Origin of the sequence: Seohaeicola saemankumensis (genome assembly GCF_021021435.1) — a bacterium.
Taxonomy (GTDB): Bacteria; Pseudomonadota; Alphaproteobacteria; order Rhodobacterales; family Rhodobacteraceae; genus Seohaeicola.
Genome location: NZ_JAINWI010000009.1, coordinates 294,328 through 309,951, shown reverse-complemented (window position 1 = coordinate 309,951; position 15,624 = coordinate 294,328). Strand labels below are relative to the sequence as shown.

General features: G+C 61.0%; 9 protein-coding genes and 2 pseudogenes. 9 read left to right on the top strand and 2 right to left on the bottom strand.

Annotation, left to right across the window (positions count from 1 at the left end; translation table 11 throughout):
* Positions 1 to 106: 106 nt before the first annotated feature.
* Positions 107 to 604, bottom strand: a pseudogene (locus K7H22_RS06750) (IS1595 family transposase); the annotation flags it as partial.
* A 124-nt stretch (positions 605 to 728) separates the two neighbouring features.
* Between K7H22_RS06750 and K7H22_RS06745 the strand changes: the two are divergent.
* Positions 729 to 1,497 (top strand): annotated as a pseudogene (locus K7H22_RS06745) (IS5 family transposase).
* 20 nt (positions 1,498 to 1,517) lie between these two features.
* Here K7H22_RS06745 and K7H22_RS06740 read toward each other — a convergent pair.
* A complete protein-coding gene (locus tag K7H22_RS06740; protein ID WP_230799965.1) occupies positions 1,518 to 2,348 on the bottom strand; it encodes a prevent-host-death protein in 831 nt (276 codons plus the stop codon).
* 111 nt (positions 2,349 to 2,459) lie between these two features.
* Here K7H22_RS06740 and K7H22_RS06735 point away from each other — a divergent pair, with 111 nt between their 5' ends.
* The 8 genes from K7H22_RS06735 (at position 2,460) to K7H22_RS06700 (ending at position 15,612) form a co-directional block, all read left to right on the top strand.
* Positions 2,460 to 2,762 (top strand): Cys/Met metabolism pyridoxal-phosphate-dependent enzyme, encoded by a 303-nt coding sequence (locus K7H22_RS06735; protein ID WP_230799964.1) that lies wholly within the window; start codon positions 2,460 to 2,462, stop codon positions 2,760 to 2,762.
* Positions 2,759 to 3,427 (top strand): response regulator transcription factor, encoded by a 669-nt coding sequence (locus K7H22_RS06730; protein ID WP_230799963.1) that lies wholly within the window; start codon positions 2,759 to 2,761, stop codon positions 3,425 to 3,427. Before K7H22_RS06735 ends, K7H22_RS06730 begins: the two co-directional genes overlap by 4 nt.
* The gene (locus K7H22_RS06725) at positions 3,427 to 4,725 is read left to right on the top strand and encodes an ATP-binding protein (protein WP_230799962.1); all 1,299 of its coding nucleotides are present in this window, start codon (positions 3,427 to 3,429) and stop codon (positions 4,723 to 4,725) included. The genes K7H22_RS06730 and K7H22_RS06725 overlap by 1 nt, the downstream gene beginning before the upstream one ends.
* A 257-nt stretch (positions 4,726 to 4,982) precedes the next feature.
* Positions 4,983 to 10,013, top strand: coding sequence for an Ig-like domain-containing protein (locus K7H22_RS06720; protein ID WP_230799961.1), 5,031 nt, complete (start codon positions 4,983 to 4,985; stop codon positions 10,011 to 10,013).
* Positions 10,010 to 10,861, top strand: coding sequence for a SapC family protein (locus K7H22_RS06715; RefSeq protein ID WP_230799960.1), 852 nt, complete (start codon positions 10,010 to 10,012; stop codon positions 10,859 to 10,861). Before K7H22_RS06720 ends, K7H22_RS06715 begins: the two co-directional genes overlap by 4 nt.
* A complete protein-coding gene (locus K7H22_RS06710; protein ID WP_230799959.1) occupies positions 10,858 to 12,195 on the top strand; it encodes a TolC family protein in 1,338 nt (445 codons plus the stop codon). The genes K7H22_RS06715 and K7H22_RS06710 overlap by 4 nt, the downstream gene beginning before the upstream one ends.
* Positions 12,192 to 14,315, top strand: coding sequence for a type I secretion system permease/ATPase (locus tag K7H22_RS06705; RefSeq protein WP_230799958.1), 2,124 nt, complete (start codon positions 12,192 to 12,194; stop codon positions 14,313 to 14,315). Before K7H22_RS06710 ends, K7H22_RS06705 begins: the two co-directional genes overlap by 4 nt.
* On the top strand, positions 14,302 to 15,612 hold the full coding sequence (locus K7H22_RS06700) for an HlyD family type I secretion periplasmic adaptor subunit (RefSeq protein ID WP_230799957.1): 1,311 nt from the start codon (positions 14,302 to 14,304) through the stop codon (positions 15,610 to 15,612). The genes K7H22_RS06705 and K7H22_RS06700 overlap by 14 nt, the downstream gene beginning before the upstream one ends.
* Positions 15,613 to 15,624: the final 12 nt, after the last annotated feature.

The window sequence follows — 15,624 nt, the reverse complement described above, 5'->3', positions numbered from 1 at the left end:
GCCTTCGTCATCGACACATTCGCTGATCGCATCGTGGGATGTTGGATAATCCAGGTCGCCGTCTGGTGTTTCAATCGCTTCGCGTGTTGCCACAAACATTGCTAGCGCCGATGTTCTGATACTGGCGGGCTTCGTCGGTCATGACATACGCCTCACCCGCGATATTCTCTTGCAGGATCGGGATCAGCGTTGCCTTGGTCAGATCATCAACGACGATGGACTTGGCGCGCTTGCTGTCGCGGTCCAACAGCGTGAGCATCTTCATCTTGTGAGAGCCGCCACGCGCGTTCTTGGATTTCTTCACGCCGGGTTCTTTGTCGATGAAAGTCTCGTCAACCTCTACGATACCACCGTTACCGCCAAAGCCAGCAAGCGCGCCATCGCGCATGCACTCGCGGATGCGGTGGGTCAGGAACCATGCAGACTTATAGGTGATGCCCAGAACGCGGTGAAGCTGGTGGCTGCTGATGCCCTTCTTGCTGGATACCAGCAGGTGAATGGCTTGCAGCCACAGGTGCATGGGCAGGTGGCCTTCTTCAAAGATCGTGCCTTTGCGAACCGTGAACTGCTTGCGGCACTCGCGGCACTTCCAAAGGCCGTGACGCTCGATGCCTTCGGGGTTCTTCTTGCTGGCCTTGGTGCGGACGCCTTCTAGGGTCAGGACCTATTGATCTGCTTGAGGTCGCCTCAGCTGCGCGATTCAAGCTCCCGAACTGACGGGGGTGACGATGAGCAATCTTTTCTGGCTGACGGACGCACAGATGGCCCGGCTTCGGCCGTTTTTTCCGAAGAGCCATGGTGTGCCACGGGTCGATGACCGGCGTGTCCTGAGCGGTATTATCTTCATCAATCGCAATGGCTTGCGGTGGTGCGATGCGCCCCGGGAATATGGCCCGCCAAAGACGCTCTACAACCGTTGGAAGCGATGGGGCGACAAGGGCATCTTCGCCCGAATGATGGAAGGTCTGGCCTCCGAAGCCGCTGTTCCGAAGACGGTGATGATTGATGCGACCTATTTGAAGGCGCACCGCACGGCGACGAGCCTGCGTACGAAAAAGGGGGGGCGATGACTAGCGAGGCCGTCTGATCGGCCGAACCAAGGGCGGCATGAACACCAAACTTCATGCCGTCGCCGATGCCGAGGGCCGCCCGATCCGGTTCTTCATGACTGCGGGCCAGGTCAGCGACTACACGGGCGCCGCGGCCCTGCTGGGCAGCCTCCCAAAGGCGCAGTGGCTTCTGGCTGACCGCGGATACGATGCCGACTGGTTCAGAGATGCGTTGAAAGACAAAGGGATAAAGCCCTGCATCCCGGGCCGGAAGTCGCGCGCAACGCCCATCAAGCACGACAAGCGCAGATACAAACGCCGCAACAGGATCGAGATCATGTTCGGACGCCTTAAGGACTGGCGCAGGGTTGCCACCCGCTACGACCGATGCCCCAAGGTCTTCCTCTCAGCCATCGCCCTCGCCGCAACCGTCATCTTCTGGCTATGAAAAGAGAACGAGTCCTGACCCTAGCGCATCCACATGCGTTCGCGGTCGACGCGACCTGTGTCGTCAAGGCGTACTTCGACCTGATCGCCATAGGGGTTCACTGCGACCGCCTTGATATGGCGGCCGCCGCGATCCATAAAGCCGATCTGCGTGTAGCCAAGCGCCTCAAGCTTTGCGCGGGCATCCTCGACAGACAGGGAACGGCGGTCGTCGCGTTCGCGTTCGACGTCGCGCAGAGCGCCGGTCTGGTCAAATTCCATCTCGATGCGCATGCCGTCCTGCGCGAAACCCGCGACCGAGATCTCGCCGTCGTCGTCGATGTCGATTTCGGTCATCCGCGCAATCTCGACCAGTCGGGGCGCGTCCCGTACCATTTGGGGCAGAAGCGCCATCACAACGCTCTCAGGCAGGTTCGCGCCGTCAGTCTGCACCTCTTTCAAACGGCCGCGCTCGGTCTCGGCGCGCAGCCATCCACCATCGGGCATGCGCGCGAAGTAATAGATATCCTCATCGTCCGAGCGGTTGCGGATATCCGTCAGGCCAAGCCCACGCAGCGCTGCCGGCAGAGATGTGTCCGCAGGCGCGGAGGCTGCCGCGATTGTCAGTGCTGTGGCGGCAAGCGTCGATCCGTCGCGCGTGCCGCTGATATCAATGCGCGTGCCTGCGGCCGGGATGTCAGCATGCTCCGGCGGCGTGACAAGGATGCGCCCTTCCGCTGTATCGACAATCATCTGGTTGCCGAAGATTTCGGTCACGGTGCCGGACAGTTGCGCGTCCTGTGCCGTCAGGGGCATGGCCGTGGACAGGGCAAGTGCCGCCGTGACCGCTGTTGTCGTCAGAATCCGTTTCATGGATGTCTCCTTTGGTTTCAGGATGACAGAGGCTTAGGCGATTCGTCCCCAACCGTGCCGCAACGGTGCTGTTTGGCTTTCATTGAGGTTCCGTGCCATAGACTGGTCGATATGAGACATCCCTTTGCCTCCGCGTTTACGCTTTGTCTTGCTGTCGGGGCGGCCCTTGCAGATCCGCCGGATAACGCCATGCCCCTTGGTCCTGCCGCCGCGCTTGAATGTGTCGCGGCGCGCTACAGGGGGGAGGCGTTGCGTATCCGCGATGACGATGACGGTCTGGTGCAGGAGGTCCGGTGGCTGACGCCTGCGGGCAATGTCCTTCAGATCGAGATGACAGGTCCCGGCTGCCGCTTTCTGGAGGTTGAGGGCGTGGGCCAGTCCGAGGCACGTATCCTGCCAGGGCAGACGCGATGAAAGTGCTTGTTGTCGAGGATGACCGCGATCTTGCCCTGCAGATCGGCGCAGCGCTGGCCGAGGCCGGTTTCACGGTTGAAACTGCCTACGACGGCGAAACAGGCGAATTTCTGGGTGCAACCGAAACGGTAGATGCGGCGGTGCTTGATCTGGGTTTGCCAGGGATGGACGGGATCGCGGTGCTGAGACGCTGGCGCGCGGCGGACGTGGCCTTTCCGGTGCTGATACTGACCGCGCGGGATGCATGGGTCGACAAGGTGGCGGGATTTCGCGCGGGCGCTGATGATTATGTGCTCAAGCCGTTTCGTATGGAAGAAGTGGTGCTGCGATTGTCCACCTTGGTCCGGCGTGCGGCGGGGCATGCCTCGCCTGAACTGGCGGCTGGTGGACTTATGCTGGATATGACGACAGGTCTGGTCACGCTGGACGGGATGCCCCTCAAGCTGACGGCATTCGAGGGTAAGCTTTTGCGCTACCTGATGCTGCATATGGGGCGCGTGGTCAGCCGGACCGAGTTGTCGGAACATATGTATGACCGCGATTCCGACCGTGATTTCCGCTCGATGGAAGTGGTGATCGGGCGTTTGCGGAAAAAAATCGGCGAAAGCCGTATCGAAACGCGTCGTGGCGAGGGGTATCGCCTGTTGACGGGTGACCCGGATTGATGAGTCTGTCGGGGGTAAACTCGATCCGCGGGCGGTTGCTGCTCTGGGCCGTGGCGTTGACGGCTGGGGCCTTGCTGGTGGCATGGCTTGTCCTGTCTTCCCTGCTGTCGGATTTTGTCGAGCGGCGGTTAGCGGCAGAACTTGGTGCCACGGCCCGTGCCGTCATGGCGGCGTCCGACTGGAATGCCCTTGGCGCTTTTGCAGTCAGCCCCACACCGGCGGACCCACGGTTTGAACAGCCCCTTTCAGGATGGTACTGGCAGGTTGCCGACGGCGCACAGGTGCTGGCGCGCGCGCCCGCGCTGGTCACGGGCGATCTGGGGCTGTCGGGACGTGGTGTCACAGGGCCGGATGGCGCGCCGTTGACTACGCATGTCAAAGCGTTCACCGCCCCTGGCGATGGTCGGGCCCTGACCGTGACCGTCAGCCTTCCTGCGGCCGAGGCTGCTGCGGAACTGGCGGCGATCACGCAACCGCTTCTGCTGGCTCTGGCTGTGCTGGGGGCGTCGCTTCTTGGGGCGCAGATCGTGGCGGTGCGTGCAGGACTTGCCGATCTGGACCGTTTCGCCCGTTCTGTCGCATCGGTGCGCGATGGCACGGCCAGAAAAGTGCTGCATTCCGACGTGGCCGAACTGCGACCTCTGGCGCAAGAGCTTGACCGGTTGATCGCCGCGAATGCCGCACAGATCGCCCGCGCCCGCGCCCATGCGGGGGATCTTGCCCATGCCCTCAAGACCCCGCTGGCAGTTCTGGGCAATCGTGCCGGACCTGCCGATGCGGCCTTAATCGACAGAATGGACCGCACAATCAGGTGGCACCTTAAACGCGCGCGCGCCGGGGCAAAGGGGATTGATCCTATTCCCGCCTGTGCTGTGGCGCCCGTGCTGGATGATGTGGTGATGGTCCTGACCCCCGAGGCGCGGCGGCGCGGTGTCGCGCTCAGTGTTGAAACTGATAACCTGCCTGATTTCCGTGGTGACGCCGAGGACCTGACCGAGATTGTCGGCACCTTGGCCGAGAATGCTGTCCAGTGGGCGACAAGCAAGGTATCCCTGTCGGCGTCGGTTCAGGATAATGCTCTTGTAATCCGCATCGCCGATGACGGGCCGGGTATTCCGCCAGCGGACCGCGACCGCCTGCTGGGTCGTGGTGTGCGCCTTGATGAAACCACGCATGGCTATGGTCTGGGGCTGGCCATCGCTGCGGATCGTGCACAAGCCTGTGGCGGGGATATCGTGCTTGGCTCCAGTGAAACCGGCGGACTCCTCGTGGAAGTTACATTGCCGATTCAGACATGAGCCCGTTCAGGGATGATAGGGCGCGACTGTGCGCAGGCCGGCGAGGGGCTGAGCGTGTTGTCGTTGATGCTGGCCCGGGCCACCCGCCACTGATTGCGGAATCGCGTCATTTTTGTCTTTACGTCATGTCACCCGATGATATCTTTCGATAATTACAGCGTCGGCCCACAACAAAAAGTGGTCGGCCATGGTTTTGCGACGTCAGGGTGTGCTGCTGGCGGTGCTGTTTTGAACGAGTTAATGTGTAAGGGGTCGCTATGCGCCATTTTCTGCTTTCATCCGATAATCAACCGATTGAAAACGCGCCGCGATTGATGGCTGCCACATTTGCAGGTCACATCCTGTCAGGTGTACGTACCGTCGAAGCCGCAGAAACCCCTACTTTGCGCACCAAACTGGCCAAGGGTTTGCGGCGGGTTGCGGTGCCGCAGGATGCCGCAGAACGCACGGCCTTTATCGCCAAATGGGTGCAACGCCATCAGCGTCGCCTGACACTGGGTCTGCCCGCAAGCATTCTGGTGCTGGCGTTGGGCAATGCTGCCGCCGCGCAGGACGGTATGACCGATCTGGCGGCGGTTGAGGGCATCGCAGATGTCGAATTGCGCGCCGACGGTTCTGTCAGGGTAACCCTCGATAACGGATCGACCGTCGTTATACCGCAGGAAAGCGTGACGATCGGGGCCGATGGTTCGATTATGGTGTCCGCCTCGGCGATGGACAGCCTGACCTCGATCACCGCAAGTGCAGGCGCAGGCGCGGGCGTTGCCACATTGGGCGGCTCGTTCGCTCTGGCAGGGCTTGGGCTTGCTGCGGGCGGTGGCTCCGGTGGTGGGAGCGACAGCGCAAGCGGTGGTGGGGATGGTGGAACCACGCCGGTCGCGTCATCCGGCGGACGTGTGATCGACGGCTATATCGCGGGGGCTACGGTCTTTCGCGATCTGATTGCGAATGGCGTTCTGGATGAAGGTGAGCCAAGCGTTGTCACCGATGCCTTGGGGAATTTCAGTGGTTTGGGTGGCTCTGGCGGTGTCATTATCGCTTTTGGCGGCACCGATATTTCGACCGGCAAAGCCTTTACAGGGCAGTTGACCGCCCCCGGTGACGCCACTGTAGTGACCCCGCTCACGACATTGGTGCAGGCTTTGGTGCAACAGGGCGGTGTGACATCCGCGCAGGCCGCACAGCAGGTAGCGGACGCCTTTGGTCTCGGTGATTTCGATATCAACAATGTCGATCCTGTCGGCACTAGCAACCTTGAGGCGTTGAAGGCTGGTGCACAGGTTGCGGCGATTATCTCGGTTGCTGCGGCTGGCGCTGGCGAGGGTGGAGAGGCTGCCGCGTCGCAGGCGGTAGCGGCGTCATTGGCGACCGCGATTGCGGATGCCGAGGGCGGGGCCGTGTCGCTCGACACGGCAACAGTCACAGCCGCCTTGCAAAGCGCAGCGGGTGAGGGCGCGGATGTTGGGGCTGAGGCTGCCGCGCTTCAGGCTGCTGTTGACGCCATTGCAGAGACTGACGAAGTTGCCGAAGTTGAACAGATCCAGACTGTGGTGCAAGGGGATCTGGTGAAGGCCATCACGGGTGAAGGAGCCATTCCTGATGCTGAGGAAATCGGAGCTCTCATTTCCGCTGCCGTGCCACTGCGCCCGACAATCCGTTTGGTTAAGGGGACAGAGATCAACGCCGAGGCCGCAGAAGGGTTCTTGTTGGAACTGACCGGAACAGGCCGCGATGGGACCAGCATCAATATCCAGTTCGGTGATGTGACTATCACGGATGCCGCTACAGTTGAAAACGGAACGTGGTCCTACACACTGACGCAATTGCCAAGCGACGGACAGGCCGCATTGACGGTCACGGCCACGGAAACGACAGGCGAAACCAGCGTCACATCCTTGCCGGTGGTCGGGCAAACCTTCACGATTGATACAGTCGCGCCAGCCGTCCCGACAGTGGCACTGGCCGAAGACACAGGAACCGTTGCGGGCGAGACAAGCAACGGCGAGGTCACAGTCAGCGGGCTGGAGGATGGTTCTACCCGCGAATACTCGCTGGACGGCGGCGATACGTGGACCGGATTTACAGGCGACAGTTTCACACTGACGGAAGAGGCGGATTATTCCGTTATTGTTCGTCAGATTGATGCCTTGGAAAATTCGGCAGAGTCTGCACCTCTGGAGTTCAAGCTGGATACAACCGCGCCAGACGCGCCGACGCTTGAAGGCTATGAATCGGGCGACATTATCAACGCTGTCGCCGCCGCAGCGGGTGCGACTGTCACGGGAACTGTCGAGCCGGGCGCAACTGTCACCTTGAGCAGCGGAAATGCGTCATTCACTGTAACCGATGATGACGCTGACGGGTCGTATTCCTTCACCCTTTCCGCCGATCAACTGCCGGAAGATGGGACTTATTCCATTTCGGCCACCGCCACAGACGGCGCTGGCAATACCAGTGAGGCGGTCACTGTCGCGGGTATCACCATCGACACAACCGCCCCGCAAGCACCCGTGATTGCGGCTGTGTCTGTGGATGATGTCATCGGCCTTAATGAAGAAACAGTCACTATCACCGGCACGGCCGAGGATCTGGCAACCGTCCGCGTAACCTTCAACGGCTTTGTGCAGGACGTAACAGCAACCGATGGCGTGTTCTCGGTCGACTTTGCTGCACCGGATGAGGATGGCTCCTACACGATCACCGCCACAGCGACCGATGCGGCGGGCAATCCGGGCCCTCAGGGATCGCGCGTCGTGACTGTCGATCTGACACCACCAGAGGAGCCTTCCGAGGCAATTGCTCTGATCGGATCGGCGATGACACTGGCCGAAATGGAATCCGCCCTGACTGCTTTTGCCGCTGAACAAGAAGGGCTGACCATTCCCGAAGGCATGCTGCGTGCCTTGGCGGGTGACGCGCTGATCTACCGGAGCGGGCAGTACAGCTTCGACTTCAGCGGGACGGTTCTGGAGGTTGAGGGCAACCCCGAAGGCGTGGCGCTGAACAGTACGTTAGGGGGTAGCATCAATTTCCAACTGCCCTTGGGTGATTCTGTCGATCAGTTGGCTGGTGCCACTGACCCTGTGGCCGTGTTCCAGTTCCAGCAAGCCGGGATCACCGGAAATACGCTTAACGAGGTCACGCTTGCCAATCTACGGTTTGACTCACCCAGTTTGCGCATGGAAGTCGAGACGCTGGACGACCTGCCTTCGGTAGAGATTCTGAATGCCCTAGTTGGCCCGGAAGCGAGCGCGCTTTTGCAGGTCGGGACGACGGTAACAAACCTGCAAATCTGGTTGTCCGGTGTAACAACAGGCACGCAAGATCCATTGACAGGTGAATTCGGAGGTTTGACCGGGTCCGAGATTTCAATCAATTTCCTGCGGATCGGTGAAGTGGGTCTGGAATCCTTCTTTGATGATCCCGAAGGCAATATCCTGCGGGAGATTTCCATCGAGTCATATCAGAACGGTCAAGAAGTCGGATTTGCTTCGGCCAAGGTCGACACGCTTGATGTCTCGTTCACGCCCGGTGACGGATATGTCCCAACCGAACTGGTCGCAGGCATCAATGCGCTGATCGACTTGCGGACGGCAATTGAAACGGCGCTGGAGGAGGTCAACGCGGGTAGGTTGGAGGTCGCCGATCTCCAAGCGATTGCCGATGCGTTGGACACCGATGCCATCCCCTTCGCGCCGCCTTTCCTTGCTGGCGAGGCGTTGAGTCAGGCTGCTGTCAATCGCTTGGTTGAGTTTCTGGCGGCTTCACCAGAGGATCAGGCAGTGGTTCTGGCCGAGGCAAACGCGGCGGAAGATGGTTTTGCCAACCTGACCGAGCTTTTGGTCAGTAATGGCGATGACACAGGCGGCGGGGATTCAGGCGGTGAGACGGACACACCGACCATTGTCGAGTTCATACAAGGTGAAGACGGGTCGGATTCATCCGAGATCTTGATCAACGGAGCAACGGTCGATCTGCTGGCGATTGTCGAAACCGCCCTCGCTGCGCCAGTTCAGGCCACCATCGAAATCCTCGGTGTCGATGACCGGCCCGGAATCGTGCTGGACGATGGCCGTGTGGTGATCAAGCTGTTCGTAGATGTAGCTGATTCACAAACTGGCGAAGACTGGCTGCTGATCCTGACGCCGGAAGGCACCGTTGACTCCTATTATCGCGGAGGCTTCAACGAGGGTGAAACAGGTCTGCTGTCCTTCGATGATGTATATGGCGACGCACAGGGGATTGTTTTCTCTGTAATCAATGCATCATCGACGCGCGAAGGTTTGGTGCAGCAAAGCGAGCCATATTTCACAACCTACCGCTTGTCTTTGGGTGATCTGCAAAGCCTTGCAGATACAGAGGGCCTGACTGGTGGGCGTTTTGAGTTGTATGATCTGATCGACAATTCCGAGACTTTGTTGATGGTGAACAGCCAAACTATACCCTTCCGCGAAGAGAACGAGTTTGTCTTGCCGACTGCCGTTGGTATTGAGGTAGACCCTTTTGGAAATCCCGAAGTCTATGTTTTTGTCAGCGTCGGCACTTTGGATTTCGGACTTCCCGATAACGCCTTCGTGGCAAATAGGACGGTGTTCTACAACCAGACCGGAGAGACGACAGAATTGCCGGGTGCAATAACGGACATAACACCCGTGATGAATGGCGATGAACTTTCCGGTGTCAGAATCGCTATGACACTGGACCTTGAGCCAGCGGGGGCAGGGCCGACTACGCAAGACACCGTGTTTGTGTATGATATCGTTGCGGAAGACTTCACAGCGGTGCAGACGACCGGAACATCGGGGGATGACGATCTGGTCGGCTTTGGCAGCAATGATTTGATCATTCCGCTGGGCGCTTCTGCTGGCGAATTGCAACTGGATGTTGTCCTGTTGCCGACCGGTCTTGCTTCCGGTGCGGAAACCATCGTGATCAGGCTTTCCGATGTCGAAGCAGGGTCGAAACTTGCAGTCGAAGGTTTCAACCCTTTGGAAGACGAGATCGCCTTTCTCGACCCATTCCTCACGGTTGGCGCTGAGTTTAACGTGCAGTCCGTCACGGTCGAGGATATGGATAATTTTACCATTCCAAATGAAATGATCACGGAAGGTCAGTTGAATCTGTTCGCCGTTGGCTTGGAAAGCGGATTGCAAAGCACTCTCTTTGCGACGAACGGCAGCGAAGGCGGTGCTGTTGCACAGTTCCAAGGAGTGTCGAATACGGCGCTGGCGTCGGAAATCGTCACCGTCTTCAACCCTGACATGCTGCTGGAAACCCTGCCGACATGATCCGCCGGAAACGGCTGGTCCAAAGCGGCGCGACCAAAGCGCCGTTGCGGATCAGATATGCAGAGCCGCCCCTGTGGTCAGGGGCGGTTTCATTGAAAGCAACGCTGCATGGCGGGCATGTCTGGCGCATACCGGAACACCTCGGTTTTGCAGCGGGCCTGTCGGCAGTTCCTTTGGCCCTGTCCGAGGCTCTGCATGCGGCGGCGTTCTTGCCCTTGGCCCTGACGACCGGCAAGGTGCCGCGCCCAATGATCCTGCTGGCTGCGGGGCCGGATACCGCCTCGCCGCTGGTGGTCGATGGCCGTCTGTCGGGGCGGTATATGCCGATGGTTCTGCGGTTCTATCCCTTCCTGCCGCTGCGCGATCTGCAAGAGCCCTCGCTTGTGGTCGCGGGCGATACGGGCGGCGGGCATTTGCTACAAGGGCGGGCAGGGGCCGGATGGTTGCCGGTCTTCGATGCGGCGGGGCAACTGGCCACAGAGACCGCAAAGCGCGTTCAGGGCTTGGCAGAATGGCAGGCGGGCCGCGATGCGGCGCTGGCAGCGGCGCAAGTTTTGGAGCAGGCCGGCGTTCTTGCCCCCGCGCGCGGGCTGGCCGAGGGCTGGCAGACGGTTGATCCTTCTTTGCTGGCGGCTTTGCCATCAGACAGGGTTGCCGCGATGCATGATAGCGGCGCGCTGGCTTTGGCGCATGCGTTGATCACAGGCGCAGCACATTGGCCAAGGCTACATGCGGGCCAATCCCGCCCGGTGCCCGTCGACAGGGCCGGGCAGGAATTTCTGCAGGCCTTCGGTCGTGCACAGGCCGATGACGGGTATGTTCTGCCGTTCGGGGCTACCGGTCCATGACATATCTGCATGGTTTCACCAAAGCCTGTGTTCTGGCTGTGGCCCTGACCGGATGCTCGGCGCCCGAACCGGCGCCTTTGCCCGTCCCGTTGCGGGACTCGATTTCCAGAATGAGGCCCGTTCTGGCGGATACGGATTTCGGCCGGACCGCGCGCCGCGCCTTGTTGACGCATCCATCCCTGATGGCGGGATCGGCGCGGATAGATGCTGCGATGGCAGGGGTCACAGCCGCACGTGCCGCCAATTTGCCACGCTTGTCGCTGGGGGCGGATGTGGGGGCCAATCTGCTGGATGGAAGTGCCGTCGCACCGGGCTTTCTGGTGTTGCAGGTCTCGCAACTGTTGTTTGATGCAGGTGCTACTCGCAACCGTATCCGCGCGGCCGAGGCAGGCGCGATCCGCGAAACGATCGAGCGCGAGAATGCGGCTGCGGCATTGGGTCTGACCCTTGCCGAAAACTGGGGCGAAGTACAGTTCCAGCGGTTATTGCTGGCCTCTGCCGTGGAAAACCACGCCGTCCACCGCGACTATCTGGAACAGATCGAGACACGGCTTGCCTCGGGAGCGGGCACCGAGGCGGATGTACTGACGGCACGCAGTCGCGCGGCGGATGCCGCAATGCGCGAGATCACGACACGCGGGCAGCTTGAACGCGCCGAAGCGCGCTTTGTCGAAGGATTCGGGGCAGCACCGGGACGGCTGTCGGTCCTGCCACGCGCGCCAAGGCTTCCGCTTGGTTCTGCGGCAGATTTTGTGGCCGCCAGCCCGCGTATCCGCAGCCTTGATGCGGAAATCGCCGCCGCCCGTGCCTCGGCCGAGGCGGTGCGCGCCGCGCGGTTTCCGGCCGTCGGTCTGCGTCTGGATGCAACCTATGATCCGCGCGAGGACAGGACAAATGCGGTGGCTGGCCTCAACCCGCGGGTCGAGATCGGGCCGGGCAGTGAACGTGCCGCCGCGATCAACCGCGCAGCAGCGCGTGTGACAGAACTGGAAGCCGAGCGGATCGCGGTAGAACGCCAGATCCTGCGCAGTCTTGCCTTCCTGCAATCCGACCAGCGCAGCGGTCAGGCAAGGGTCGATGCAGCGCGCGTGGCGGTCGAGGCGAACCGGATCGCGGTTGAGGCGTCCGAACAGCAATTCACGATCGGGCGGCGTACCTTGACACAGTTGCTGGATGCGCGGCGCGATCTGTTTCTGGCAAGCGAGGCGCTGGCCCTTGCCGAGCGTGATCTGGCCTTGTCCGGCTATGCTGCATTGGCGCTGACAGGCGATATTCTGGATGCTTTGGGCGTCTTGCTGCCACAGCGTGCGGGTCTTGTGGAGGACCGGACATGAGCGGCCCTCATAATCAGCCGGATCTCGAGGCCTGCCTGATCCATGTCGGCACCGTTCTGGACCGCCCTGTCACACCTGCTGCGATCGAGGCCGCGCGGCTGGGGCTGGCAGGAGTTTTCGGCCCGCGCGAGGCGCTTGATCTTGCTGCCCGTTCGGGCATGCAAGCGGCTTTTGGCGCGCGTGCGATTGATGATCTTGATGTGACCTTGCTGCCTGCGATCCTGTTTTTGGCGGAAGGCCGCGCGGTTGTGCTGGAGGGGCGTGACAGCGCTGGCAAGTTCCTCGTGCATGATCCCCGTCTGGGAGGGGGGCTGGGTCTGTGGGACAAGGCGCAGCTTGACGCGCAGTATTCGGGTCACGCCTTGGTCCTGCGTGCCGCTTATCGGGGTGGTTCCGAAACGGCGAATGATGATCTGCAAGGGCATTGGTTCTGGTCAGCCCTTCTGGCCAATCGCTGGAGCTATTCGCAAGTGATCCTTGCCGCGATGCTGGCCAACTTTCTGGGGCTGGCCACGTCGATTTTCATCATGGTTGTTTATGACCGTGTTTTGCCGAACGAGGCGGTTGAGTCCCTGTTCGCGCTGACATTGGGTGTCGGTATTGCGCTGGTGTTCGATTTTATCATCCGCAGCCTGCGCGCCGGTTTCGTGGACCGCGCGGGGCAAAAGGCCGACGGGATCATCGCGCGGCGTATCTTTGATAGGTTGCTGGATTTGCAGATGAAGGCGCGCAGCGGATCGACGGGGGCGCTGTCGAACACGCTGCGCGAGTTCGAGACATTGCGCGAGTTCTTCACCTCGGCCACGCTTGTTGCGGTGGTCGATCTGCCGTTCATTCTGCTTTTCGTAGGTGTCATCTGGATCATCGGTGGCCCGCTGGCGTTGGTACCTGCCGTGGCTGTTCCTGTCGTTCTGCTGGTCGGGCTGGCCGTTCAACCTTTTCTGGCGCGACTGGCGGCGCGCAGTTTCGAGGACGGGCAGACCAAACAGGCTGTTCTGGTCGAGACAATCTCGGGGCTTGAGACCATCAAGGTCGTCGGTGCCGCCCGCCAGATGCGGGCGCGCTGGCAGGATGCGGTGACCACGCAAGGCGAACACGGTGTCAGATCCCGCGCGATCAGCCAGTTTGCCCTGAATGCCACCGCATTTACCCAGCAAACTGCGCAGGTTGCCATCGTGTTTTACGGGGTGTTCCTGATCCTGTCGGGCACGATCAGCATGGGGGCGATGATCGCTTCGGTGATCCTGACAGGGCGCGCCTTGGCCCCTCTGGCGCAGTTGGCCCAAACCTTGACGCGGATCAATGGCGCGCGGATGTCCTATCGCGCGCTGGATGCGCTAATGCGTGCCGAAAGTGAAAGACCGAAGGGGCGCAACTGGCTGTCGCGGCCCAAGCTGCGCGGGCAGATCGGCTTTGACAATGTGCAGTTCAGCTATCCTGATGCGGCGGTTGCGACGCTGAAATCGGTCAGCTTCACCATCCAGCCCGGCGAACGTGTTGCGATCCTTGGCCGTATCGGTTCGGGCAAAAGTACCGTGGCAAGGCTGATGACAGGGCTTTACCAGCCCGATGGCGGGGCGGTTCTGATGGATGGTGCTGATATCAGGCAGATCGACCCCAGCGATCTGCGCCGCAATATCGGGGCGATGTTGCAGGATGTCTGGCTTTTCTCGGGGTCATTGCGTGACAATATCGCCATCGGATCGGCTTATCCAACGGATGCCGCTGTGCTGGCGGCCGCGCAGGTTGCAGGTGTGGACAGCTTTGTCGCGCGTCATCCGCAGGGCTATGACTTGATGCTTGCCGAACGCGGCGAGGGGTTGTCGGGCGGGCAGCGGCAGTCCATCGCGCTGGCTCGCGCAGTGATCGACAACCCGCCTATCCTGCTGCTGGACGAGCCGACATCGGCCATGGATGTTCAGACGGAAACCGATGTGGTGGCGCGGCTGAAGGCGGCGCTTGGGGGCAGCACGCTGGTTTTGATCACGCATCGTCCAAGCCTTTTGGAACTGGTGGACAGGGTCATCGTGATCGAGCAGGGGGCGGTGGTGCTGGACGGGCCGAAGGCGCTGTTGCGGCAACCGGTTGCAGTGGAAGCGGTGCGTCATGCAGGGGAATAGCGACCTGCACATGTTGGCGCGGGAATTGCGCGGGCGGTCATCGTGGCGGTCTTCGCTGTTGTTGCTGACCATTCTGGCGTTCATCGTGATTGCGCTTTTCTGGGCAGCCGTCACCGAGATCGACGATGTGACCCGTGGCGATGGCCGGATCGTGCCGTCGCAGAATATCCAGTTCGTGCAGGCGACCGAGGCGGGCGTGCTTGAGGCTCTCCATGTGGCCGAAGGGGATATCGTCGCGCCGTATGATCTGTTGATGGAACTTGACCGCACCCTGATGTCCTCGCAACTGGATCAGGAGCGGCAGCGCGCTGTCGCCCTGATGGCGCGGATCGCGCGACTTGATGCGGAACTGGCCGAGGCGGACACCTTGGTCATGCCGGATGATCTGGTTCGCGCCAGCCCGTCCGTGGCGGCCAGCGAGGTGGCCCTGTTCGCGGCGCGGCGTGACGAGTTCGATGCCGAGCGCGAGGTTCTGGAGCGCCAGCGGGTACAGCGGCAACAGGATTACGAGGAAGGACTGGTGGATCAGACGATTGCAGAGGAAACGCTGCTGCTGGTCGCGCAGGAAATGGATCTGATTGGCCCACTGGTGTCGCGCCAGCTTGAACCGGAAACCACATTGCTGACCCTGCGACGCAGTCATGCCGAGTGGCAGGGCCGCAAGGTTCGCAGCGATGCCGCACTGGTTCGGCTGAAGTCCGCGCTGGACGAGATAGACGACCGAATTGCCGCTTTGCGCGCAAGGCTACGGGCCGAGGCACGGGCCGAGCTTGCCCTTGCGACGGGGGAGCTGGCCGAGTTGCAAACGCGCCTGCCAGCCCTTGAACAACGGGTAACAAGGGCCGAGTTGCGCGCGCCGGTGCGCGGGATCGTCAACCGGATCATGCTGACCACGCTGGGTGGCGTGGCGCAGGCCGGCGATACGCTGATCGAGATTGTGCCGATGGATGATGTGCCGCTGGTCGAGGCCTATCTGCGCCCGTCGGATATCGCGTTTCTCTATCCGGGCCAGCCGGTGAAAGTGCGGATCACCGCCTATGACGCGTCGCGCTATGGTAGTCTGGACGGTGAGATTTTGCGGATCGGTGCGACTGCCGTAACGCGACCGGATCGGGATGAACAGGCCTTTGTGGTGCAGATACGTACGTTCAGTAATCTACTTGATGCTGAGGGTGCCGCAGTCGAAATCGTGCCCGGCATGGTGACCGAGGTTGATATTCTGGCGGGGCGGAAAACCGTTCTGGATTACATCCTGCGCCCTGTTGTGCGCGTCAAGGAACGCGCCTTGCGGGACTGAACTATCAGGGCC

What these genes read in the sequence shown, in the direction of transcription:
- K7H22_RS06740 (WP_230799965.1), bottom strand. Translation starts at nt 2,348, where the DNA reads ATGAAACGGATTCTGACGACAACAGCGGTCACGGCGGCACTTGCCCTG.
- K7H22_RS06735 (WP_230799964.1), top strand. Translation starts at nt 2,460, where the DNA reads ATGAGACATCCCTTTGCCTCCGCGTTTACGCTTTGTCTTGCTGTCGGG.
- K7H22_RS06730 (WP_230799963.1), top strand. Translation starts at nt 2,759, where the DNA reads ATGAAAGTGCTTGTTGTCGAGGATGACCGCGATCTTGCCCTGCAGATC.
- K7H22_RS06725 (WP_230799962.1), top strand. Translation starts at nt 3,427, where the DNA reads ATGAGTCTGTCGGGGGTAAACTCGATCCGCGGGCGGTTGCTGCTCTGG.
- K7H22_RS06720 (WP_230799961.1), top strand. Translation starts at nt 4,983, where the DNA reads ATGCGCCATTTTCTGCTTTCATCCGATAATCAACCGATTGAAAACGCG.
- K7H22_RS06715 (WP_230799960.1), top strand. Translation starts at nt 10,010, where the DNA reads ATGATCCGCCGGAAACGGCTGGTCCAAAGCGGCGCGACCAAAGCGCCG.
- K7H22_RS06710 (WP_230799959.1), top strand. Translation starts at nt 10,858, where the DNA reads ATGACATATCTGCATGGTTTCACCAAAGCCTGTGTTCTGGCTGTGGCC.
- K7H22_RS06705 (WP_230799958.1), top strand. Translation starts at nt 12,192, where the DNA reads ATGAGCGGCCCTCATAATCAGCCGGATCTCGAGGCCTGCCTGATCCAT.
- K7H22_RS06700 (WP_230799957.1), top strand. Translation starts at nt 14,302, where the DNA reads ATGCAGGGGAATAGCGACCTGCACATGTTGGCGCGGGAATTGCGCGGG.